Annotated in this window: 18 protein-coding genes and 1 pseudogene; 10 read left to right on the top strand and 9 right to left on the bottom strand. The window is 58.8% G+C overall.

Annotated elements, in window-relative coordinates:
• Positions 1–2: 2 nt before the first annotated feature.
• Entirely contained in the window at positions 3–974 is a 972-nt protein-coding gene (gene gmd, locus AC1D1M_RS25645) for a GDP-mannose 4,6-dehydratase (RefSeq protein ID WP_007988274.1), read from the bottom strand.
• Positions 971–1,885: a GDP-mannose 4,6-dehydratase gene (locus AC1D1M_RS25640; RefSeq protein WP_477777788.1), complete on the bottom strand. Its 915-nt coding sequence runs from the start codon at positions 1,883–1,885 to the stop codon at positions 971–973. The genes gmd and AC1D1M_RS25640 overlap by 4 nt, the downstream gene beginning before the upstream one ends.
• A gap of 422 nt (positions 1,886–2,307) precedes the next feature.
• On the opposite strand from AC1D1M_RS25640, the gene AC1D1M_RS25635 reads away from it, so the two are divergent.
• Genes AC1D1M_RS25635 through AC1D1M_RS25615 form a run of 5 tightly spaced genes read left to right on the top strand, consistent with a single transcriptional unit; the run spans position 2,308 to position 8,042 of the window.
• Positions 2,308–3,885: a glycosyltransferase gene (locus tag AC1D1M_RS25635; RefSeq protein ID WP_477777787.1), complete on the top strand. Its 1,578-nt coding sequence runs from the start codon at positions 2,308–2,310 to the stop codon at positions 3,883–3,885.
• The gene (locus tag AC1D1M_RS25630) at positions 3,879–5,174 is read left to right on the top strand and encodes a glycosyltransferase (protein WP_477777786.1); all 1,296 of its coding nucleotides are present in this window, start codon (positions 3,879–3,881) and stop codon (positions 5,172–5,174) included. Before AC1D1M_RS25635 ends, AC1D1M_RS25630 begins: the two co-directional genes overlap by 7 nt.
• A complete protein-coding gene (locus AC1D1M_RS25625) occupies positions 5,171–6,061 on the top strand; it encodes a class I SAM-dependent methyltransferase (protein ID WP_477777785.1) in 891 nt (296 codons plus the stop codon). Before AC1D1M_RS25630 ends, AC1D1M_RS25625 begins: the two co-directional genes overlap by 4 nt.
• A complete protein-coding gene (locus tag AC1D1M_RS25620; protein ID WP_477777784.1) occupies positions 6,058–7,215 on the top strand; it encodes an acyltransferase family protein in 1,158 nt (385 codons plus the stop codon). The genes AC1D1M_RS25625 and AC1D1M_RS25620 overlap by 4 nt, the downstream gene beginning before the upstream one ends.
• On the top strand, positions 7,209–8,042 hold the full coding sequence (locus AC1D1M_RS25615; RefSeq protein ID WP_477777783.1) for a class I SAM-dependent methyltransferase: 834 nt from the start codon (positions 7,209–7,211) through the stop codon (positions 8,040–8,042). The genes AC1D1M_RS25620 and AC1D1M_RS25615 overlap by 7 nt, the downstream gene beginning before the upstream one ends.
• A gap of 74 nt (positions 8,043–8,116) precedes the next feature.
• On the opposite strand, the gene AC1D1M_RS25610 is transcribed toward AC1D1M_RS25615, so the two are convergent.
• The 5 genes from AC1D1M_RS25610 to AC1D1M_RS25590 form a co-directional block, all read right to left on the bottom strand.
• The gene (locus tag AC1D1M_RS25610) at positions 8,117–8,905 is read right to left on the bottom strand and encodes an SDR family oxidoreductase (protein ID WP_477777802.1); all 789 of its coding nucleotides are present in this window, start codon (positions 8,903–8,905) and stop codon (positions 8,117–8,119) included.
• Positions 8,906–8,951: 46 nt separating this feature from the next.
• Positions 8,952–10,499, bottom strand: coding sequence for an amino acid ABC transporter permease/ATP-binding protein (locus tag AC1D1M_RS25605; protein WP_477777782.1), 1,548 nt, complete (start codon positions 10,497–10,499; stop codon positions 8,952–8,954).
• Between the two features lie 64 nt (positions 10,500–10,563).
• A complete protein-coding gene (locus AC1D1M_RS25600) occupies positions 10,564–11,358 on the bottom strand; it encodes an ABC transporter substrate-binding protein (RefSeq protein ID WP_477777781.1) in 795 nt (264 codons plus the stop codon).
• Positions 11,359–11,404: 46 nt separating this feature from the next.
• A complete protein-coding gene (locus tag AC1D1M_RS25595) occupies positions 11,405–12,475 on the bottom strand; it encodes an isopenicillin N synthase family dioxygenase (RefSeq protein ID WP_477777780.1) in 1,071 nt (356 codons plus the stop codon).
• A gap of 14 nt (positions 12,476–12,489) precedes the next feature.
• Positions 12,490–13,341, bottom strand: coding sequence for a sugar phosphate isomerase/epimerase family protein (locus AC1D1M_RS25590; RefSeq protein ID WP_477777779.1), 852 nt, complete (start codon positions 13,339–13,341; stop codon positions 12,490–12,492).
• 370 nt (positions 13,342–13,711) lie between these two features.
• Between AC1D1M_RS25590 and fos the strand changes: the two genes are divergently transcribed.
• Complete coding sequence (gene fos / locus AC1D1M_RS25585) at positions 13,712–14,122, top strand: fosfomycin resistance glutathione transferase (RefSeq protein WP_477777778.1); 411 nt, start codon at positions 13,712–13,714, stop codon at positions 14,120–14,122.
• A gap of 18 nt (positions 14,123–14,140) precedes the next feature.
• A pseudogene (locus AC1D1M_RS25580) lies at positions 14,141–14,441 on the top strand (tetratricopeptide repeat protein); the annotation flags it as partial.
• A 157-nt stretch (positions 14,442–14,598) separates the two neighbouring features.
• Here AC1D1M_RS25580 and AC1D1M_RS25575 read toward each other — a convergent pair.
• Both AC1D1M_RS25575 and AC1D1M_RS25570 read right to left on the bottom strand, forming a co-directional pair.
• Positions 14,599–17,598: a multicopper oxidase domain-containing protein gene (locus AC1D1M_RS25575; protein WP_477777777.1), complete on the bottom strand. Its 3,000-nt coding sequence runs from the start codon at positions 17,596–17,598 to the stop codon at positions 14,599–14,601.
• A gap of 509 nt (positions 17,599–18,107) precedes the next feature.
• Positions 18,108–18,455 (bottom strand): hypothetical protein, encoded by a 348-nt coding sequence (locus AC1D1M_RS25570; protein ID WP_477777776.1) that lies wholly within the window; start codon positions 18,453–18,455, stop codon positions 18,108–18,110.
• A gap of 184 nt (positions 18,456–18,639) precedes the next feature.
• Here AC1D1M_RS25570 and AC1D1M_RS25565 point away from each other — a divergent pair, with 184 nt between their 5' ends.
• Genes AC1D1M_RS25565 through AC1D1M_RS25555 form a run of 3 tightly spaced genes read left to right on the top strand, consistent with a single transcriptional unit; the run spans position 18,640 to position 22,802 of the window.
• Positions 18,640–19,548: a peptidyl-prolyl cis-trans isomerase gene (locus tag AC1D1M_RS25565; RefSeq protein ID WP_477777775.1), complete on the top strand. Its 909-nt coding sequence runs from the start codon at positions 18,640–18,642 to the stop codon at positions 19,546–19,548.
• Entirely contained in the window at positions 19,548–20,546 is a 999-nt protein-coding gene (locus tag AC1D1M_RS25560; RefSeq protein ID WP_477777774.1) for a HupE/UreJ family protein, read from the top strand. The genes AC1D1M_RS25565 and AC1D1M_RS25560 overlap by 1 nt, the downstream gene beginning before the upstream one ends.
• A gap of 39 nt (positions 20,547–20,585) precedes the next feature.
• Entirely contained in the window at positions 20,586–22,802 is a 2,217-nt protein-coding gene (locus AC1D1M_RS25555; RefSeq protein ID WP_477777773.1) for a DUF3604 domain-containing protein, read from the top strand.
• The last annotated feature ends 183 nt before the right edge of the window (positions 22,803–22,985 follow it).

Here is a 22,985-nt window from a genome sequence, read left to right as displayed (position 1 = left end):
GCCTACTCCTTGGCGACGCGTTTCATGTCCGCATCCATCATCATGCGGATCAAGGTATCCAGATCGGTTTTGGGTTTCCAGCCCAGCACACGCTGGGCCTTGGCCGGGTTGCCGAGCAGCACTTCGACTTCGGCCGGGCGGAAGAACGCCGGGTCGATCTTCACGTAATCGCGGTAGTTCAGGCCCACATGATCGAAGGCGATCCGGCACATCTCGCGCACGGTGGTGGTCACGCCGGTGGCCACCACGAAGTCGTCGGGTTTGTCCTGTTGCAGCATCAGCCACATGGCTTCGACGTAATCCCCGGCAAAGCCCCAGTCGCGTTTGGCGTCGATGTTACCCAGGCGCAGTTCCTGCTGCTTGCCCTGCTTGATGCGGGCGGCGGCGTCGGTGACTTTGCGCGTCACGAACTCGATGCCGCGCAGCGGTGATTCATGGTTGAACAGAATGCCGCTGCTGGCGTGCAGGTTGAAACTTTCGCGGTAGTTCACGGTGATCCAGTGGCCGTACAGCTTGGCCACGCCATAAGGGCTGCGTGGATAGAACGGCGTGTTCTCGTCCTGCTGTTCGGCCTGGATCAGGCCGAACATTTCGCTGGTGGACGCCTGGTAGAAACGCGTATGCGGACTGAACTGACGGATAGCTTCGAGCAGGTGGGTAACGCCCAGACCGTCGACGATGCCGGTGGTCACCGGTTGATCCCAGGAGGCCGCGACAAAGCTTTGCGCGGCGAGGTTGTAGACCTCGTCCGGCGCCGACTTGATCACCGCGCGCTGCACTGAACAGGCATCGGCCATGTCGCCGTCCAGGTAGACGATGTCCGCCTCGACCCCCATCTCACGCAGGCGCCAGCGCGAGTCGCTGCTGCGACGCGCGACCAGGCCGTGGACTTTGTAGCCCTTGTCGAGCAGCAGTTTGGCCAGATACGCGCCATCCTGGCCGGTGATACCTGTGATCAATGCACTTTTAGTCATTCTTGTCGTACTCGCTTCTCCCAGTCGGACAGGATCGCCCGCAGGGATTGTTGTGTTGTGATTTCAGACTTCCATCCGGTGGTCTGGACCAGCCTGGCAGGGCTGCCACACACCCGACGCTGATCCGCGCGGCGAAGTCGCGCAGGGTCCTGGACCAATTGCAGGTTGACCTGGGCAAGATCTGCCAGCTGTTCGATCAAACTGCGAATGCTCTGCTCGCGTCCCGAGCAAATGTTGTAGACCTGCCCCGGCGTACCTTTCTCCAGCAATGCCAGGTAGGCCGAGACCACGTCCCCGACATCGAGGAAATCGCGGGTGACTTCGATGTCCCCGACCTCCAGTTGCGGCGCTTGCAGGCCTTGTTTGATCCGGCAGATCTGACGGGCGGCGCTGGCAATGACGAAGCTGTCTTTCTGCCCGGTTCCGATGTGGTTGAACGGGCGGGCGACCAGTACGGGCCAGCCCTCGCTCAGGCCCCATTGCAAGCTCAGGAACTCTGCCGACAGTTTGCTCACGGCATATGGATTGCGCGGGCAAGGTGGCTGCAATTCAGTGATGGGCAGATGCTCTTCAGTGACCTGGCCATAGACATCACCGGAGCTGACGTACAGAAACGTGCCGGTGAAGCCGCGCGCCTTGAGGGCTTGCAACAGGTTCAGGGTGCCCAGCAGATTGATGTTCAGGGTGCGCGCCGGATCACGAAAGGCGTCCGGGACGAAAGTCTGGCCGGCCAGGTGAATCACCGCATCGGGCATTTCCGGCCACAAGCCTTCGAGGCTGTCCGGCGCGGCGAGATCGTAGCGGCAAGGAACAGGCAGAAGCTCCCATCCCGAGGCATCAGCCTGCAAACGCGATTGGATGTGTTGTCCGACGAATCCAGTCAGACCCGTGACAAACAGACGTTTTTTCAACAGCGACCCCCCGGTCATTCATTTCATCCAATTCCCACAGACTTATGGAAAACTCTCAGGAACCAATAGGGTGGCTCAAAAGACAGGTGAAATGTTTGTTGTAGTTGTTTGGTAGCCAATCTGTGCCATTTGCTCGGCAATTTCAACAAGTCCAGTCGTGACTGGTCAGTTCTCGTCAGCGTAGCCTGATTTATTCTCGTCGGGCGGTTCACGAACCCTCAATGGATGTGTTTAGAATGCCCCTCGTCACGATTACCCGGGGTTCGGCAGCGTCGCTTCGAAACTGCGAGAAACTGACTACTAAAACAAGAACGAAGACGGGCAGGAAGACGATGGACGAGCGCCAGTAAACACTGACTCGAACCGTGTTCTCCCCGTCATAGCGTGAGGCTGCCGGGATGGCGGCGTCACCGTGGGATGCCATGAATTTCATTCTTTACTCCGACGTCAACGACAGCTCCATCAGCCAGAGTCTCGGCCGTCCCGAGTACAGTTACTACTTCGTGCTCAAGGCGTATCGCCCTGTGCTCGAAAGCCTTGGGCGAGTGCATGTGGTGTCCTCCACCGCCGAGGTCGATCCGCTCTACAAACAATTATTGGCCGCCGGCGAAGACAGTCTGTTCCTGTCGTTTACGCCGCCGCAGAAAACCCCGAACGACCTTGAGTGCCCGACGATCTGCGTGGTGGCCTGGGAGTTTGATTCGATTCCCGATGAACAATGGGATAACGACCCGCGCCAGGACTGGACGCAAATGCTGGCGCGGCAGGGCCGGGTGGTCACACTCTCCAGCCATACCGCCCGGGCGATTCGTCGGGCCATGGGCGAAGACTTTCCGGTGCTGGTGTTGCCGACGCCGTTGTGGGAAAACTTCGCCGACATTCGTAGTCGCCACACCAGCGTCCCGATCAACGCCGGCTCGATCCTGGACATCAAGGGTTGCATCTTCGATACACGCACACTCGGGCTGAGCGCCGATGCACTGATTCCCGTCGTGCCGACCGCCGAGGAACTGGCGGCGCTCGAGGCCGAGCTGGAGGCATTGAAGCCACCGCCGCTGACGCTCAAGCGTCGCTTGGTGATTGCTCGCCATTACCTGCACATGTGGCGCCTGGACAAAGGTAAATCGCTGCCGATCCCGGTGCATCGCACGCATTTTCTAAGCCAGTGGTATTGGGAAGGGATTCGCGACTTGTTGTCGCAAGCCGCCCATAAGCGTCTCGCTGACTGGCTGCCGGCCATCGCCGGCCCACAGACGATTGCAGTACCCGAGCCAGAACCGCGACAGTGGCCGGACACCACCGCCCAGGTCGAAACACAGGTTGACGGTGTGGTGTACGTCACCGTGTTCAACCCGCGTGACGGTCGCAAGAACTGGCATCAACTGATCACCGCATTCTGCTGGGCGTTCCGCGAAACGCCTGATGCGACGCTGGTGCTGAAGATTACCCAAAGCGATCTGTCGTCCTACCACGACGAACTGATGACGTTGCTCGCGCAGCTTTCACCGTTCGACTGTCGGGTGGTGGTCATGCACGGCTACCTGGACGACCCGCAATACGCCCGGCTGTACGAAGCCGCCAGTTACTACGTCAATGCCTCGCGCTGCGAAGGGCTATGCCTGCCGCTGATGGAGTTCATGGCCAGCGGTAAACCGGTGATTGCCCCGAATCACACGGCCATGGAGGACTACATCGATGAGCGTGTGGCGTTTGTGGTCAAATCCAGCGAAGAGCTGACCATCTGGCCGCAGGACACTCGCATCATCTACCGCACCCTGCGTTACCGGCCGGATTGGGGCTCGCTGAAAGCCGCTTATGAAAACAGCTATCGTCTGGCCAAGGAGCAACCGCTGGAGTATCAGCGCATGTCCCTCGCCGCCGTCGAGCGCATGCACGATTACTGCGCTTTCGCCCCGGTGCAAAAACGCATGGCGGATTTTTTCGGGCTGACGCCACAGGCTTTGCCGACAGCAAACGTGACGGATACCGCCTCATGCTGATCATCATTCATTCGGAAACCAACCAGCACACCATTGCCCAGAACCTTGGCCGCTCGGAGTACAGCTATTACTTCGTGCTCAAGGAGTACCGACCCGTGCTGGAGCGACTGGGGCGAGTGGTAGAAGTCAGCGACCCGCAGACCGAAGTCGATGCCTTGTACATGGACTGTTTGTCCCGTGGTGAAGCGTGCGTGTTCCTGTCGTTCTCACCGCCTCATCGCACGCCGGTCAATTTCACCTGCCCGACGCTGCCGGTGTTCGCGTGGGAATTCAGCACCATCCCCAACGAACCCTTTGCCGGTGACCCGCTCAATGACTGGCGCACGGTGTTGCATGCAGCGGGTGCGGCGATTACCCATTCCAGCTACACCGTGAATGCGGTGCGCGAGGCGATGGGTGCCGACTATCCGGTCGTCGCGGTACCGGCCCCGGTATGGGACCGGTTTTCCGAGCGTGGCGCCCACTTGCAATGTCAGCCCTTGGCCAGTCAGGTGCGGTTGACGCTCAAGGGGTTGCTGGCCGACAGCCGCGAACTCGACTTGCGAGCCTTCGGACCCATGGCCACTCGCGAAGGTGTGGGTATTGATTTCAAGGCCCCGGCGAGTGAACACGAGTTGGTCCTCGACGGCGTGATCTACACCTCTGTGTTCAACCCCGGTGACGGGCGCAAGAATTGGGAAGACATGCTCAGTGCCTTTTGCGTGACGTTTCGCGAGGTGGACGACGCAACGCTGGTGCTCAAACTGACGCACCACGATGCCGAGGAAGCGCTGACTGACATCCTTCACCACTTGTACAAAAACCAGTCTTACCGCTGCCGGGTCGTGCTGATTTACGGCTATCTGGCTGACGCGGACTATGAGCAACTGGTGCAAGCCACCAGTTACGTGGTTAACACGTCCTACGGCGAAGGCCAGTGTCTTCCGCTGATGGAGTTCATGTCCTGTGGCAAACCGGCGGTGGCGCCACGGACCACGGCGATGATCGATTATCTGGATGCCGATAATGCATTCCTGATTGACTCCACCGATGAGCTGACGGCCTGGCCACATGACCCGCGCAGGGCGTTTCGTACCTTGCGCTACGTCACCAATTGGGCATCGTTGTGCAGGGCTTACCAATCAAGCTATGACGTGGCCAAGGGTGATCCCGGGCGTTATGCACAGATGTCCGTGCACGCAGTGGCCAGTCTCAAGAAATTCTGCAGCCAGGCCTCTGCCGAGCAGCGGCTTGAGCTGTTTTTTGAGCACCTGTTCGAGAACCGTGCCGTGGAAACCCCTGAGGCATGATTCGCGCATTGGTCAGACGTTTCTTTGCAGAGACGAAACCCGAGCCCCGGCCCGCGCCTTCGCCTTCGCCGGTCGAGCAATCTCGTGTGTCGCCAAGGGATGTGGGCTTGCATGACGCCATGCATGACGGCTGGTTTTGCGGTGACAGCGGCGAATTGCTCAAAGGGTTTGCCATTACCGCCGACGACACCTTGCTGGATGTCGGCTGTGGCGAAGGGGTCGCGACCTTGTTTGCGGTGCGTCAAGGCGCGTCGGTGATCTTCACCGACAGTGAGCACGACAAGGTCCGCGACCTGGCGCGGCAAGTGCAAGCGCAGTCGGATAAAGCGAACCTCGGTCTGGTCAGCAACAGCCTGCCGCTGCCTCTGGCCGATGGTTGCGCGAGCAAAGTCGTGTGCATGGAAGTGCTGGAGCATATCGAGCAACCGGAGCCGTTCATGGCCGAACTGGTGCGCATGGGCCGCCCCGGCGCGCTGTACCTGCTGAGCGTACCGTCCCCGGTGGGCGAGCATTTGCAGAAAGGCATCGCCCCGGCCAGCTATTTTCAATCGCCCAATCACGTGCAGATTTTCAGCCCCGAGCGATTCGCCGCGCTGGTGGAAGACGCGGGCCTGGTCATCGAGCATCGCCAGGCCACCGGGTTTTTCTGGGTCATGGGCATGATTTTTTTCTGGGCCAGTGAACGTGCCGCCGGGCGCGATCTGGGTGGTGCAGTTCGCGACCGGATTCAGGCGCCGTATCCGCCACTGATGGAGAGCTGGGCGAAAACCTGGCAGGACTTGCTGGCCCAGCCCGACGGGTTGGCGATCAAGCAGATGCTGGATCAGTTCATGCCCAAAAGCCAGGTGATCATTGCTCGCAAACCCCATGTCCAGGAGGGCGCATGAGCAACGAAAAACGGATCATGGACATCGAGTTGTTGCGCGGTATTGCTGTGCTTGGCGTGCTGTTTCATCACCTGCAGGACAGCCTGTTCGCGGCGGCTGTGCCATTGCTGCAGAGCATCACGCTGTACAGCCAGCCGTGGTGGGGCGTGGATCTGTTTTTTGCGATCTCGGGTTTCGTCATTGCCCGCAGCCTGATCCCGGCCTTGCGCCGCTGCACCACGCGTCGGGAGTGTTGGCAACAGACTCGCAATTTCTGGTTGCGGCGGGCCTTTCGTTTGCTGCCGTCGGCCTGGTTATGGCTGGCGCTGATGTTGCTGGCGTGTCTTTTTCTCAACCGTTCCGGCGCGTTCGGCACGCTGCACGCGAACCTTCAGGCGACCCTGGCCGGCGTCGCGCAGTATGCCAATTTCCGCTTTGCCGACAGTTTTTATCACTACGAGTACGGCACCAGTTTCGTGTACTGGAGCCTGTCGCTGGAAGAGCAGTTCTACCTGCTGTTTCCGCTGTTGATCGTGCTGTTGCGCAAACACCTGGTGTGGGCGTTGCTGGCGCTGGTTGCGCTGCAATTGTTTACCTTGCGCACGCCGATCCTGATGGTGGTGCGCACCGATGCACTGGCCCTAGGCGTGCTGTTGGCGATGTGGAGTACGCAACCGTCGTACCTGCGCTGGGAGCCAAAATTCTTGCGTCGTCCATGGGCGGGTGTTGCCGCACTGATCGCGGTGTCGCTGCTGCTCAGCTTCATGGCAACGGATCGTTTCACCTTCACTTCTTACCGGATCGGCGTGATTGCGCTGTTGTGTGCGCTGCTGGTGTGGATCGCTTCTTACAACCGCGATTACCTGTTGCCGCGAGGCGTGTTCAAAAACCTGATGACGTGGGTCGGCAGCCGTTCCTACGGGATTTACTTGATCCATATCCCGGCCTACTTACTGGTTCGTGAATTCATTTTCCGTTTACAGGCTGCCGGGCTGCCCAGTCCGGCTGGCCATCCGATTCTGATGTTGCTGATGGCTGGCGGCCTGATCGTGCTGCTGAGCGAACTCAACTATCGCTACATCGAAATGCCCATGCGCAACCGCGGCGCCTCGCTGGTCAAACGCCTGGGCACCCCCCGAACAGCCGTCCCATCCTCTGGAGCCACCTCATGCTGAGCCTTTTGAAGAAACTCACGGCGGGCACGCCCGCGCCTGTGCAGCCAGAGACACCGCCCGCGGCGCCAGTGGCGGAGAAAGTCGACCCCTACATGCTCGGCCTGCACGACGCGATGCTCAGCGGCTGGTTCAATCAGCAAACCGGCGAACTGTTCAGCGGATTCCCGGTAACCCCCGAGGACACGCTGCTGGATGTGGGCTGTGGAGACGGCGGCAACGTACATTTCTGCGGGATGCGCGGGGCAAAGATCATCATCGCCGATATCGACGCGGCCAAGGTCGAGGCGACTCGCCAGCGCCTGAGCGATACACCGGCCCGCGAAGTCGAATGCCATGTCACCGACTGCAACCCGCTGCCGATTGCCGATGCGACCGCCACGCGGGTGGTTTCGACCGAGGTCATCGAGCACGTGGACGATCCTGCGCAGTTCCTCGCTGAACTGGTGCGCGTCGGTAAACCGGGCGCGCTGTACCTGCTGAGCGTCCCGCATCCCAGCTCCGAAGACCTGCAGAAAGATATCGCGGCGGCCGAGTATTTCCAGAAGCCCAACCACATTCGCATCATCAGCGAAGAGCAGTTCAAGGCCATGGTCAGCGATGCCGGCCTGGAAGTGATCAGCCACAGCCAGTACGGATTCTACTGGTCGATGTGGATGCTGTTGTTCTGGGAAGCCAAGGTCGATTTCAGCAACCCGGACCATCCGTTGCTCAACCACTGGGCGGATACCTGGCAGGCGATTCTGGCCTCGCCACGGGGCGCACAGATCAAGCAGGCGCTGGATGCGGTGGTGGCGAAAAGTCAGGTGATCATTGCGCGTAAACCCTGATCAGCAAAGCTCGCCCGGGCGGGGCCGCGAATTCAAGCCTGATTGCCCGGGTACACCTGCATAGCCCGTGCCCATTACTGGCTGGAGCGAACGGCCCCTCCATCAATCAACAGGTTCTGCCCGGTCAGGTAGCCCGCATGGCTGCTGCAAACGAAGGCGCAAAGAGCACCGAACTCCTCGGGTGAGCCGAAGCGTTTGGCAGGAATCTCGCTACGGCATTGGTCAAGGAATTCCTCGCTGTCTTGCCCCGACTCCTGGGCCGCAGCGACCAGGTTGTCACGCAGTCGATCGGTGTCGAATGAGCCCGGTTGCAGGTTGTTGATCGTCACATTGCGACTGGCAATGTTTTCTTGACGGGCAAGCCCTGCGATAAACCCCGTCAGACCACTGCGCGCGCCATTGGACAGGCCCAGGCTTTCGATAGGGGACTTCACGGCACTCGACGTGATGTTGATGATTCGGCCAAATCCGCGTGCCGCCATACCGTCTACTGTTGCCTTGATCAATTCGATTGGGGTCAGCATGTTGGCGTCCAGCGCCTTGAGCCAGGCGTCGCGATTCCATTCGCGGAAATCCCCGGGGGGAGGGCCTCCAGCGTTATTGATCAAAATATCGAAATGCTCATGGGCCATTAGCGCTGCCGCCCGACCCTCGGGCGTCGAAATATCTCCGGCTACGGCGATAACAGTCACTTCAGGATTCATCGCTCTGAGCTGACGGGCTGTTTCATTCAGCGTCTGTTCGCCCCGTGCGGTGATCACCACGTTCACGCCTTCGTGGACGAGAGCCTGTGCGCAGGCTTTGCCCAGACCTTTGCTGGCGGCGCACACCAGCGCCCAGCGTCCTGCTATTCCAAGATTCATACGGGTTTTCCTGAAAGAAGGAAGCTCAAAGAAAGTGGTTGCCTGTTCATGCATGATCCAGAGTTGCAGACAGGTTTGGTGATCGAGTACTGATGCCCATGAAGCGCCGCACGCGTTCTCCTTCAGCATCGCATCGTATGGTTTGCGGTGCGGCATCCAGTTGGATATTACCGTTCTCCATGAATACGACCCGGTCGGATATCGACATGGCAAAGTCCATTTCGTGGGTCACGATCAGCATAGTCATGCCTTCCTTGGCCAGGTCGCGGATCACGTTCAGCACGTCGTTGACCAGTTCCGGGTCGAGGGCCGAGGTCGGTTCGTCGAACAGCATGATCTGCGGCTCCATCGCCAGGGCTCGAGCGATCGCCACGCGCTGTTGCTGCCCGCCGGAGAGCTGGTGCGGGTACTTGTGGGCATGGGCCAGCAGGCCGACCTTGTCCAGTAGCGCATAGGCACGATGTTCACTCAGCTCGCCCGGCTGGCCGTGGTAACGCGGTGCCAGCGTGACGTTGTCGAGAATGGTGCGGTGCGGGAACAGGTTGAAGTTCTGGAACACCATGCCGATGTGCCGCACGCCTTTGCGCAGGCGTGAGCTGTTGGGTTTGTCCGACGCTTCGATGAATTTTTCGCCGAACAACAGGATGTCGCCGGTATCGATGGTTTCCAGGCCGTTGACGGTGCGGATCAGCGAAGTCTTGCCGGAGCCGGATGGCCCGATGATCGAGACCACCTGGCCGTATTCGATATTCAGGTCGATACCCATCAGCACCTGGTGGGTGCCATAGCTCTTCTGGATGTTCTTCAGTTGCAGGATGGGCGTCGCGTTGTTGCCGGCGGCTTTGCGCGCAGTGTCGGGCAAGGCTTCGGCGCTGGCCTTGAACCTGGCGATGGTGGCCGCGTCGAGTGTGTGCGGCTTGCGGAAGTTCAGGTCCAGGTAGCGCTCCAGGCGCTGCAGGAAATAACCGAACACGGTGACGATCAACACGTAGTAGACGCCTACCGCCGCCAGGGTTTCCATGACCAGGAAGTTGGTGGCATAGAGGCGTTGGCCGACCGTGAGGATTTCGGTCAGGGAGATGACCGAGACCAGCGAGGTCAGCTTGACAACCGTGATGTATTCATTGATCAAAGTGGGCAGCGAAATACGGAAAGCCTGGGGGATCACGATCAGGCGTTGCATGCCGAACAGGCCGACACCCAGCGCGCGCCCGGCTTCCTTTTGGCCCTTGGCCACGGAGATCAGGCCACCACGATGGATTTCCGCCATGTACGCAGCTTCCGTAACCACCAGGGCCAGCAAGCCGGAGTAGAAGGGGTTGGACAGAATCGGTCCGCTACCGGGAAACAATTGCGGCAGGTTGTAGACGAAGACCACCAGCACCAGCAACGGGATGCTGCGGAAGAACCAGATGTAGACCGCTGCGGGAATGCGCAGCAAGGGTGTCTGGGACAGCTTGGCCGTGGCCAGGACAAAACCCAGCAGCATGCCGATGAACCAGGCCAGGGCACTGAGCTGGACCACCGTGACGCAGGCCTTCCAGAAGTCCGGCAGGGAGAACAGGGATAAGAAATACGACCAATCGAATTGCATGGGGCACCTCGATCTGCCGCCCCGGTGCAGGGCAGGCAGATGACCAGACTACAAGGACAGGTTCTTAGTTGGCAGTCGGTTCTTCCAAACCATATTTCTTAAGGATAGCGGCGTATTCACCGCTCTTTTTGCTCTCCTCGAAGGCCTTTTGCACGGCCTGGTAGGTTTCGTCGTTACCTTTCTTGACGAAGATGCCCAGGGTTTGCTGATAGATCGGATGCTCGGTGGTGATCACGACCCGGCCATTGGTCTTTTCCGCGATCATTTTTGCCGCGCCGGCGATTTCGACCTGGGCCTGGATGTTTTTGGACAGCAGGGCCTGGGTCACTTCGGGTGCCGAAGGGTACTCGCTGACGGTGATGGCGCCTTTGTTGTTCGGCACACAGTATTCGTCGGACAGCTTGCGGAATTCCTTGACCCAGGTCGTGCCCTGTTCCAGGCCCAGTTTCAAGCCGCACAGGTCTTCAGGTTTTTTCGCATTGATCTCGCTGCCCTTGGGCACCATGACCGCGGCACCAGTGTTGGCATAAGCGATGGTCTGGGCCTGGGTCTGGCGCTCCGGAGTGATGTACATGCCGGAGATGACTGCGTCGTACTTGCCGGAGTTCAAGCCGAGGATCAGGCTCGGGAACTTGGTGTCGACGAACTCCACCTTGGCGTTCATGTGCTTGGCCAGAGCCGTTGCCAGCTCGGGGTCCGAACCCACCACGTTTTTGTCCTTGTCATAGGACTCGAAAGGAGGGTAGGTGATTTCCATGCCGACCTTGAACGTGTCTGCCGCGGCCATGCTCACCGAGGCACCGAACATACCGGCTGCCAATACAGCCAGGCTCAAAAGGTTCTTCTTATTGTTTTTCATTTTTTACTGACTCCGGCGTAGGTAGGGGGTTAGCTGAAAACTTCAATCAGGACGGTTGCGCCTGATTTTTCAAATGTCCGAAACTGGCGGGCTTGCGTGCCTTGCCTGGCAGTTGAACTTCCCCGTTGGCCACCCTCTGGCGCAGATACTGATAGGTCTGCAGCGCCTGGCCATACATGTGTTCGCCGATCGTGATCTCTTCATAGTCGTTGCCTGCCTGGGCGAACCCGGGCAGCGGCTTGATCTGGGTGTGGTAGTCACAGGCATAAAACAGTGGAAAGGAATAACGCTCCTCTTTCACGCTGCGCACCCGGTGCGCGGTGGCAACGAAAGCGCCTGCCGTCATCACTTCCAGCATGTCGCCGATGTTGACCACAAAGGCATCGGCCATCGGTGGTGCATCGATCCATTGGCCAAGATTGTTCATCACCTCAAGGCCTGGTTTGTCGGCCAGGAGGATGGTGAAGCACTCGTAATCAGTATGGGCGCCAAGACCCGGTGCGTCATGGGCGGCACCGTCGAAGGGGTAGTGGATCAGGCGCAGCTTGGACGGCGGACGGGTGACCAGGCTTTCGAAATAGTTTTCCTCCAGGCCCAGGGTCAGGGCGAAGCCGCCGAACAGGCGCCGGCCCAAGGCGAAGATCGCTTCGTAGTAGGCCTGCACCGACGCCTTGAAACCTTGCAGTTGCGGCCAGTCGTTGGGCCCCAGCAACGGGGTGTTGGCCAGCACCAGCGGGTCATCGGCCGGGACTTCGAAGCCAACGTCGAAGGCTTCCTTGTGGTCCGGTTTGCCTTTGGAATAGACCTCTTCGCCTTCGGGCACAAAGCCCTTGTGGGTTTGCGAGGTGCCGATGTAGTGGCGCATCTTGGTGTCGATGGGCTGGTCGAAAAAGTCTTTGGCAGCCTGGCGCAGGTTGGCGATCAGTTGCGGGTCGATGCCGTGATCGGTGATATAGAGGAACCCGACCTCGCTGGCGGCGCGCCCCAATTGTTCGGCCACGGCCAGGCGGTGTTCCAGTTCAAAACTGAACAGGCCGGCGATGTCGACCACCGGAATGCTATTGAAGTTGGCTTTGTGTGTGTCAGTGCAGGCGCTGTTGTTTTTATTGTCAGGCATGACGCATCGGCTCCCTAAGGATGGCTTGAGTGGCTGAAACGCTCGAAGTGTTCGCGCTCGGTCTGGCCCATCCACACGTTCAATGACCACAGGTCGGCGACCGGGACATTGGTGAAGGGCAAATGATGCAGGTAGCCGTCGGCGCCGAATTCCGGGGTCAGGGTGCTGACCTGGTAACTGCGGGCTTGCTGCGAGCGCCAGATGCTTTCCCAGTGCTGCTGATGGAAAGCCAGTTCTTTTGCATATTCAGGCGCCGCCGGGTGCGGAACCTGCGGGCCCTGGTCATAGCCAACCCGGGCCTGGACATGGTGAACCCGCTCGATGAAAGCGCTCAGGTCATCGGCCGGGTCATTCAACAGGCGTTCGCAGGTCACGACCCAGTGGCTGATGTCACTGGTGAACAACAAGTCGGGTAGTTGGCGGATCAACTCCAGGGTCACCCAAGGATTGAACAGCGAACGCGAGCGGTGAGTTTCGAAACTGCAGACCTGGCCGTGCTTGCGCGCCAGATCCAGCGCCTGGCCAAAAAATTCCACTTGTTGTGGCAAGGACCAGCGGTCATTGCCCGCCAGCACATTGACGAAGCGTGGGCCGAGCTCGGCGGCCCAGGCGAGTTTCTGGTCGAGGTCATTGAGGTGGACGGCAGGCGTTGCCGACTGGTCCGGCATCACGTCGTACGCGGTGAAGACGGTGCTGATGTAGCCCAGGCGATTGGCCTGGATAAAGGCGCCAAACTCGGCCCGTTCACGGGCGTCCAGTGGCAGGCGTGCTTCCATGCCATCGAAGCCCGCGTGCAGCAACTCCTCGAGCGCCTGAGCCTTGCTGGCGGTGTAGCCCCACAGCGTGCGAAAAATTTCCAGCTTCATCGGTGATCCTCAAAAATCCCAGGGCCTACTGCAAAAGCACTTCGACGGAGCCAGGCTGCCAAGAGCCTGGTTCGCTGTGGAGTCGATGTTAGGCACAGGCCGCGCACTGAAAGAATCTGAAAGTTCAAATGAATACTTCAGACTTTCATTAACAAATAGCTAGCTACTTATCGTGCTTGCCAGGAGGGATTTTATGGGCGAGAACGTGTCTACGTTGGCTATTAGCGAGAGATGCCATTGTTACGGCATCATTTTGAAGACTCCCAAGCGACACCGGGCTGCTGAGGGGCCGTTTTTGGCCGATTGTGTTGAAAAAAGTCGATATTGATATCCTCAACCTTTCTCGTGCACTGGTTCTGGATAGATGCTCATGTTGACTGGCTTGAATCATTTTACGTTAGCGGTTGTGAACCTCTCTCGCAGTATCGAATTTTATGTGGCTCTACCCGGCTTTAGATTGGCTGCCCGCTGGGAAACGGGGGCTTATCTTTCCCTCGGTGATCTCTGGCTTTGTCTGTCTCTCGATGAGAGCCGTGTGGCGGAAAAACAGCCTGATTACACCCACTATGCGTTTTCGGTGGGGCAGGACGATTTTGAAGAAGTCACTGCTTGCTTGCGGCTTCGTAACGTTATTGAGTGGAAATCCAATTCGAGCGAAGGTAATTCGTTTTATTTTTCGGATCCCGATGGGCATCGCCTGGAAGTGCATGTAGGCAGCCTGGCTTCACGGCTTGAGCAATGCCGGCGCCAGCCGTATGCAGGTATGGAGTTCTTTGACTGACCGTTTTCTTCTGATTTTGCCCAGTCTTCGAGTACCCCACCCAACGCCAAAGAGGACCTGGTCGCAGTACAGAAGGGGCGGGATGAGGAGGCCCAAAGACGCCAGGAAGCAGAGATGGCCCGAAGGCGAAGTGCAAGTGGCCGCCATCGAGCCAGAGCCCGCGTACGATGGGGCTGAGATTCCCCGTGGCCATTTGCCGCCTCCGGGTAAATGCCGAATCTGGTTCCCTGATCGCCCGCCGGGGAATCAGCCTGCACCCGGCAAATGCAAGAAGCTGCGATATCGGGTTCCGTCAGGGGCCTATCTGGTGCACGGTTGAGTCTCCGAGTGTCCACTTCTGGTGGATTTTTGCCGATCACAACGGGCTTCTATCAACCCAAAGCCGACTGTGATGACAGGCGGCTTTGGGATTGAAACGATCATGTAAGCGGTTTTTGCGTTTGCTGACGACATAACCAACCGTTTGATAGACGACGCTAGCCTTTTCCTTTGCCGCTGCCGCTGCCGCTGCCGCTGCCGCTGCCGCTGCCACTGCCGCTGCCGCTGCCGCTGCCACTGCCGCTGCCGCCGCCACTGCCGYCGCCACTGCCGCTGCCACTGCCGCTGCCGCTGCCGCCGCCACTGCCGCTGCCGCTGCCACTGCTATTTTCTGGGTCATTGTTGACCCCGACCTGTGGCCCGACGCCATCTCCCGTACGGAATGTCGGTAACGCAACCGAGGCCACGAATTTCACGCCGTCCCAGCTAGGCAAGGGTGTGGGCATCAATTGGAACTGGCCCGGATGCTCAGAGTCCCAGCGCAGCAGCATCGACGTGTCCTCATGCTGTGTGTTGTGGCAGTGCTCCATGTAGGTACCGGCAAACTCACGGATGTGTATGGCCATTTCGACATCGTCGAGGCTGTCGGAATCGCGGCCTACACGGTAGATATCCTTGCGCGCGCCTTTTTCCCATTCTGGCGGCGGTTTGCCACCTCGAGTGAGAATGACCCCTTCCTCGAAGTGCACATGCACCGGGTGAGTCCAGCCATTGCCGCCGTTCTGGATCTTCCAGATTTCCAGCGTGCCTTCACCCTTGAACCCTGCCGGTGTCGGGCCAGTGGCCAGTTGTGGCGCGGCTGAAATCCGCCGCGGGTCCATGGGGAAGCCTCTGCCGCCATCGGTCTTGATCGTCCAGGGCGTAAAATCTGTGCCGTTGGAGCGGCCAAAGATAAAGGTGCGGTGCCGCGCCTGGGCAAGCCGGGCGATATCGGCAGGGTCATCACGATGCAAGGGCAAGGGGATCATGAACCTGCCCTCGGGCTTGCCAGGCTTGGCGGGCTCGAAGTCGACCGGATTCATGCTGACATCCTGGCCGGTGTAAGGCTGGACGTTGAGTTGCAGGAACAGGCCCACGCCTGGGTCACCGTTGACCCACTGTGGCCCGTTGCTGGTTTGCCTGACAACGGGCAGGTACTTCTCGGAGAGTACATCCGCCAATGGAATGTCACGTTTTGGACGCTTGCCGTCTTCATGCTCCTCAATGTTGACGAAGAAAATCTTGTCGCCCGGGTTGATGCCGTTTTTCGCGAAGTCGACGACGATGTCATAGCGTTCGGCAACGCCCAGCATGGGCAGAATGGCATTGTTGTCCTGTGTGTCGCCGTCGCCATCGAGGTCCAGGCTGCCATCGAACGGCACGGCGTGCTCCATGATATTGCCGTCGTTGGCAATCATGTGGAACGGCACCCGGTTATAGGAAACTCCGGAGTTGTTCGGGCCAGGAAACTCGCCACCATTACCATTGACCTGACGTACCACCGCCAGCTTGAAGTAGCGAGAAACCGATCCGTCGAGAATGCGGAAACGGTAGCGGCGGGCACGTACGTCCAGGAAGGGTTTGTACTCCCAGTTGGTCAGCACCTGGTCACCGAGAAAACCGTCGGTGTTGAACGGGTTGAACCACAACTGGCCGGTCTGGTCCCAGGCCTTGTCGGCGATCGTCAGGTTGACGTCATAGTCGCGGTTACCCCACCCCAGCGCCGAACCGCTGGCCAAGCGCAGGTTGACCCCGTCGTCGACCGTCTCGTTGCCACGGTCCACGGCGCTGTAGTAGTTCATCATCGTCGCGTTGCCCTTGTAGACATTCTGCGCGGTGAAATCGAGCATGTGGTCGTGGAACCAGTGGGTGCTCATGGTTTCGCGCCAGTCGCCACGGATCTTGATGGTGCCGTTGTTGCAGGTCTTGAAGCCGGGGCTGGCGTCATTGACGAACAGGATTTCACCGGGGTCGCAGGGGAATGCCGCACGCGGATCCTCAGCGCTGGTATTGATAGTGTCGTAACCGGCCAACTGGATCGGCCAGCGATAGTCGTAGTACTGGCCCGGGAAGAAGAACGCGTTGGTAAAGCCGTCGCTTTCGGCGGGCGAGTGGCCGTTATGTTCATGGGTGGTGAGGGTGTGCAGGCCAAAGCCCCGGTTGGCCGATGGGTCAATGGGCAAGGCATCGTAATGACGCATCAGCATCGCTTGGCCATAGCGTACTAGAAGCAGTTTGGGCGGAAAGGTGCCGTCGAATGTCCACACCGCATTATGGTCCTGGACAGGGAAGTTGGGGTGAAACTGCACTTGAATGCCCTTGGTGGTGCCCTCGTTGGCCGGGTCGCCGCTGGTGTTGTGATAGAGCCCGCCGGGCGCGAATTCCCCCACGGCGTAGTTATGCCGTTGCATACGATCACGCAAGCCGCTGTTGACGTGCGCGCCTGCTTGCACCGTCTTGAAGGCGTCGCGCGGGAAAAACTCATTGAAACGCTGGTGCGACCAGCCTTTTCCTGGTGGCCGGCCTTCTGCGGGCGAATCGACTCGGCGATTGAGGAAAAGCTCGATCTGCGCCTTCCAGGGGTTGCGGTCCAGTACATTGGAGAACTCTGTCGGGAAGGGCGTCAATGCTGGCTGCCTGAGAAAGGCTTCCAGCGCATCCGGAGACGGGCCGCTACGCGCCACGTTCAATGGATCTTGCGCCGGTGCGGGGCCCACCGTCGGAACCGGAAACGGAACAGGTGATGGCGGGTCGGTCGCATCCAGTTTGTTCGAGCCGAATTCCTCGAAAAGTTCAAGCTTCTGCGTGAACGGTTGAGCCCCGAACACCGGGCTGGGATTACCGTTAGTGGGGATATTGAAGCTGGTTTGCAGATCGGGTGGCAGCACATTGTCGACCAAGGGGGTCCTGCGGTTACCGGTCACACCATTGGGTAAGTCGAAGGCGCCGACGTTTGCGGGAGGCAGCTTGAGCAAGTCCCGCGATGCGGCATCGAGGTCGGCGGGCGGATTGGTGAACGCCGATGGGTCGGTAGGAGGCGGTGGATCGGTGTTGTCGAGGGGGACTGCCTGGGTCTGGGACAAGCCCAGCCCCAACATGATCACGGCAGCAGAGATGCTCAGCGCCAGCCTGGTTTTGGACAATGCACTAGGTTTCGACCTTCCGGTATCTAGTTTCATCGCAAACACCTCTGACGGGTTCCTCGGAGCGCGTGGCAATAGAGGGGCAACGAGCCACTGCTCCTGGCCGGGCTGGCGAAACGTTTGATTTCGAGCCGGGATGGGAACGATGCAAATTTCCCGCCGAAAGTGACAGGAGGTGACTAATGGCTCTACGCCACGCTCAACTTGTCTGCTGGCTTTAAGCAGGCGTATGAGAAGCCAGGATGAAAGCCCCGATGATGGGGGATATTCCCCAATACAGGGTGCGATTGTGTGGGGTGTTTGGGCTAAGAGAAGTGGCCACTTTCTGAATGCATCGATGGCCGCTTGTGGTTGATTGTTGACTGACTTCCTCAGGGCGTGAAGCTGACGGTCGCGACAGGCAAAAATCGGCCAGAAGCAGTTGTTGAACTGTTGCCCTGGCTTCGAATCATCAGGAGTACTGCAACCGACAAAGAGTAGATGACCGTGCCCCCTAAAACCGCAGGATTTGCCGGCGTCTGAAAACGCATATGGCCAGGCGTTGACTATGTCTGTGAGTTCCTTCCCTGGCTTGTCATTGCTCGAATCAAAAGTACCGTCATGATCCCGTGCAATACGACCACTGGCCACAATAAAACCCCACTCGATTCCCCCGAGATACCAACGTAGGCGAGATAAAGCGTAGCGGCTGCGTTATAGATCAACATCCCGAGCATTGCTGGTCCGGGCCAGCAGGCGATGGCCAATGCGATGAGGGCGATGCCGGCCAGGGGGACGATGACGCCCGTGAGTTCGATGCCAAGCAGAAGTTGCCCGACCAGCGACGGGACAAGTATCAGCGCCACGCCAGTGGCGGCCTCGAGGATCGCGGCGAAAACAAGCAGTCCTTTCATCACATGGGCGCTCCGTCCCGGGCTGTATAGGTGCAAGACTGGACGGCCCTGGAGAATTGGTTAATCCGATTGCTACTAAGCCTTAGTGCTTATCGTGATTAGCCTTGGTGGAAAGTTCCGGCACAGCAGCAATACTCCACTCGGCCGCGAAAACTATTCGCAGTATAGCGTGGGGCAATAAGTCATGAACTTAAGCGTCTGTGAAGCGAAAGAATCTCGACTTTCGTTAATCAAACGATGCCTTCGCCAGCCGTTATTGCACTTTCTAATCGCCGGTTTTGCACTCTTTGTGCTGTACGGAGGTTTACACCGCTCAACCCTTGATCAAGATCCGCAACGCATCGAAATCACCCCTGAAGTTGTTCAGCGGATCGCGATTTCCTGGCTGGCACGATGGCAACGACCCGCATCGGAGCAACAGTTACAGGGCCTGATTGAGGAATATGTGAAAGAGGAGATCCTCTATCGCGAAGCACTGAAACTTGGCCTGGATAAAGACGACACTATTATTCGCCGCCGACTGGCGCAAAAAATGGATTTCCTCGCCGAGGATGTCGCGTCACTTCGCGAACCGGCACCCGGTGTACTTGAGGCCTGGTACAACCAGCATCAGGACCAATATGCCCCGCTGCCACTTTTGACCTTCCATCATTTGTTTTTCGCTTTGGACAAACGTGGTGCGGATGCGCAAGCGCAGGCTCAGTCCGCACTCAGTGGGCTGTCTGACAAGAACAGTGGTGAAGGCGATGCCTTTATGTTTAAAAACGCCTACTCAGAACAATCCCAGGATCAGGTGGCGCGGATCTTTGGTTCATCGTTCGCCATTTCATTGTTCAAGCAAACGCCAGGTAGCTGGGTGGGGCCTGTGGAGTCGGGTTTTGGCTGGCACCTGGTGTGGATTGATGCGCTGGCCAAATTACCTCCTCCGCCCTTCGAAGCCGTGGCCCCGCAGGTCAAGTCCGATTGGTTGTCCGAACAACGCAGCGCATCGAAACGCGCGAATTTCGATGCACTGAAAGCACGCTATGAAGTCGTGGTGATGATACCTGCTTCCGCCGGTGCGATTGCCGCCACACACACGGAGCGGCCGTGATGGGGCGCACGGTATGGCTGCTGTTGGTGCTCTGGTTCATGGGGCTAACGGCCATGGCCCATGAATCGCGCCCCGCTTACCTGGAACTCAACGAAACGGCCGCCGGGCGCTATGACGTACTGTGGCGCACGCCTGTGCTTTCAGGCATGCGATTGCCGATTGCGCTCCGGTTTGCCGAAGGTGTTCGCAATGTCGTTGAGCCCGTGGAAAGCGAACTGAACGACTCACTGATCGAGCGTCGGGTCATTGAAGCCGGTCCCGCAGGACTGGTCGGGCAACGTATTGAATTCATCGGCCTGCAAGCGAGCATCACCGATGTGCTGGTGCGTGTCTCGCGCCTGGACGGCAGCCTGACGACCACCCTCGTCCATCCTGCGCAACCCTGGATTGAGATCGCTGCCACGCCGGGAGCGTTCTCGGTGGCCGGTGCATTTCTGGTTCATGGCATCCAACACATCCTGGGGGGCTTCGATCACCTGCTGTTTGTCTTCGGTCTCCTGCTGCTGGTGGGTAATGGCTGGATGCTGGTGAAGACCATCACCGCATTCACCGTCGCCCATTCCGTCACTCTGGCACTCGCTACACTGGGTGTGGTGCGGCTGTCCGGCCCTCCTGTGGAAGCGACGATTGCGCTGAGCATTCTGTTGCTGGCAGTGGAAATCGCCCGCAAGAACCGTGACGAAACCAGTTTCACCCTCCAGTGGCCATGGGTGGTGGCGTTCTGTTTTGGCTTGTTGCATGGCTTCGGTTTTGCCGGTGCGCTGGCGGAAATCGGTTTGCCGCAGCGCGATCTGCCGCTGGCGCTGCTCACCTTCAATGTTGGCGTCGAGATCGGCCAGCTGATGTTCGTCGCCGTCGTGTTGAGCCTGCGCGCACTGTTGCTGCGTTGTCGACTGCCACGGCCCGCAGTCCTGTATGCCCGACCGATTGCTTCTTACGGGGTGGGTACGCTGGCTGCCTTCTGGTTTTTCCAAAGAGTCTCGAGTTTCCTGTCCTGAGTTGCACCCTGTCATTGCCGTATTCCGGAGACGTGGAATATGAAGAACCCTACACATTTCACCGCGCCAACACTGCTCGGTTGCGCCGTGTTAACTGCCAGCACGCTGGCATTGGCAGAGGGCAACCCGGATCGCGAGGTTTATTTTGGCCAGACGCACTCGCACAGCTCCTGGTCGATTGATGCCTACCTGATCGGCAACCACCAGGTCGATCCCGAGCAGACGTACCAATACTCACTTGGGATGCCGGTCAAGCATCCAATGGGGTTTGAAGTGCAACTCAAGGGTCGCCCGCTGGATTTCCATGGCGTGACCGACCACTCGGAATATGTGGGCGTGATCGCCCTGGCCAACGATCCAAAGTCAGACTTCAGCAAGCTGCCCATCGCGCAAAAGCTGATTGTCAAAACCCCGGAAGATTTCAACCGGGTGTTCAAATGGATCGCCGGCAGCTTGAGCCACCCGATCAAAGAGCTGATTGATCCGAAGGTTGCCGGCAATATCTGGCAGCAGAACATCGCCATCGCCGACAAGTACTACAAGCCCGGCAAGTTCACCACGTTTGTCGCCTATGAATGGACCTCAGCCCCCAACAATCAAAACATGCACCGCAATGTGTTTTTCCGCGACTCGAAGAAGGTGCCGGACATGCCCTTCACGGCCCTCGATTCGGACAAACCGGAGGATTTGTGGGGCTGGATGGACGATCAACGCAAAAAAGGCAACGAGGTGCTGGCGATCTCCCACAATGCCAACCTCAGCAATGGCCTGATGTTTCCAGTGGACGTAGATGACCGTGGCCGGCCCATTGATGCCGCCTGGGCCGAGACGCGGATGCGCAATGAATCGCTCACCGAAATTCACCAGGTAAAGGGCACCTCGGAAACCCACCCCGAACTATCGCCGACAGACGAATTTGCCAATTATGAAATCATGAATTTCCTGCTTGGCATCGACAACAGCACATCGAAACTCAATGGCAGTTACGTAAGGCAAGCCTGGCAAAACGGCATGGCTTTGCAGCAAGCTCGTGGATACAACCCTTACAAAATGGGCGTGGTCGGCGCCAGCGACTCGCACAATGGGGTGATTCCTTATTCCCAGAGCTACAACTTCGGCTCCCACGGCTTTACCGACAGCACCCCGGCGGCGCGTCTTTCCGGCAAACAGAACTCGGGGTTGATTGCCTTGCAAACCAGCACCTCCGGTCTGGCCGGTGTCTGGGCCGAAGAAAACACCCGTGAATCGATCTTCGATGCCATGAAGCGCAAAGAAGTCTATGGCACCAGCGGCGTGCGCATCCCCGTGCGCATGTTTGGTGGCTGGGGCTTCGATAGCGGTTTGTGGAGTGAAAAAGACTGGGTGCATGCTGCCTACGCCAAGGGCGTTCCCATGGGCGGCGACTTGCCGGTAAAACAGGGCAAACAGACGCCGTCCTTCGTGGTGTGGGCGGTCAAGGATGTCGACGATGGCAACCTCGACCGAATCCAGATCATCAAGGGCTGGACCAAAAACGGCCAGACCTTCGAGAAGGTCTACGACGTCGCCTGGTCCGGTGATCGCCAACTGGACCAGGCCACCGGCAAAATCCCACCGGTGGGCTCCACAGTCGATGTTTCCAAGGCGACCTACACCAATACCATTGGTGCCACCGAGCTGAAAAAAGTCTGGGTCGATCCGGATTTCGATTCGGCCCTGCACGCGTTCTACTACGCCCGCGTGCTACAGATTCCGACCCCGCGCTGGAGCACCTATGACGCGGCCAAGCTGCAAGTACCACCGCCGGCGGACGCCTCGGCCACCGTCCAGGAACGTGCGTGGACCTCGCCGATCTGGTACACGCCGACAGTTGAGGACAGCAAGCTTGTCGCTGCTGGCAAAACCATCGATCAGCTGAAAACCGAAGGCGCCAAAGCGCTCACTAACGAGCAGTTGCAAGCCTACGTGGTGGGCAAAACCATCAAGGTGCGCAATACCGTCACCGGCCAGACGTTCGAGATCGTCTATGGCACCGAAGGCCAACGCCTGGTCACCAGCGTCGATGGCAAGCCGCCTACGCAAGGGGAATACCTGAACATGCTGCATGACGGCCAGTTTGGCGTGCCGGCCAAATATGAAATCAAGGACGGGCATCTAGTGACAACACTCGGCGGCACCCCCTTCGAGGCCACGGTATTCGAGCAAAACGGCAAATACATGGCGGCTCGCAGCAATGAGTTCGGCTATGTGAATTATGAGGTTGAGGAGGTCAAGTAGCGCCGAAGCCAGTACCGATGTTCTGCAGACATCGGTACTGGCAATGTCCAACGTTTGTTCGTCAGACCTTCGTGGAATGGGTGGGTCAGACCATCAATAAATCCTTTTGGGCTGGAGCTTGCTACCGGCAGCAACGCGCTAAAGGGAGTACCTGCCAGGCTGTCGTACGCGCACTGGCGTTTA

It is taken from the genome of Pseudomonas sp. P1_F7, assembly GCF_056405655.1.
This window is presented reverse-complemented; position numbering and strand designations above follow the sequence as displayed.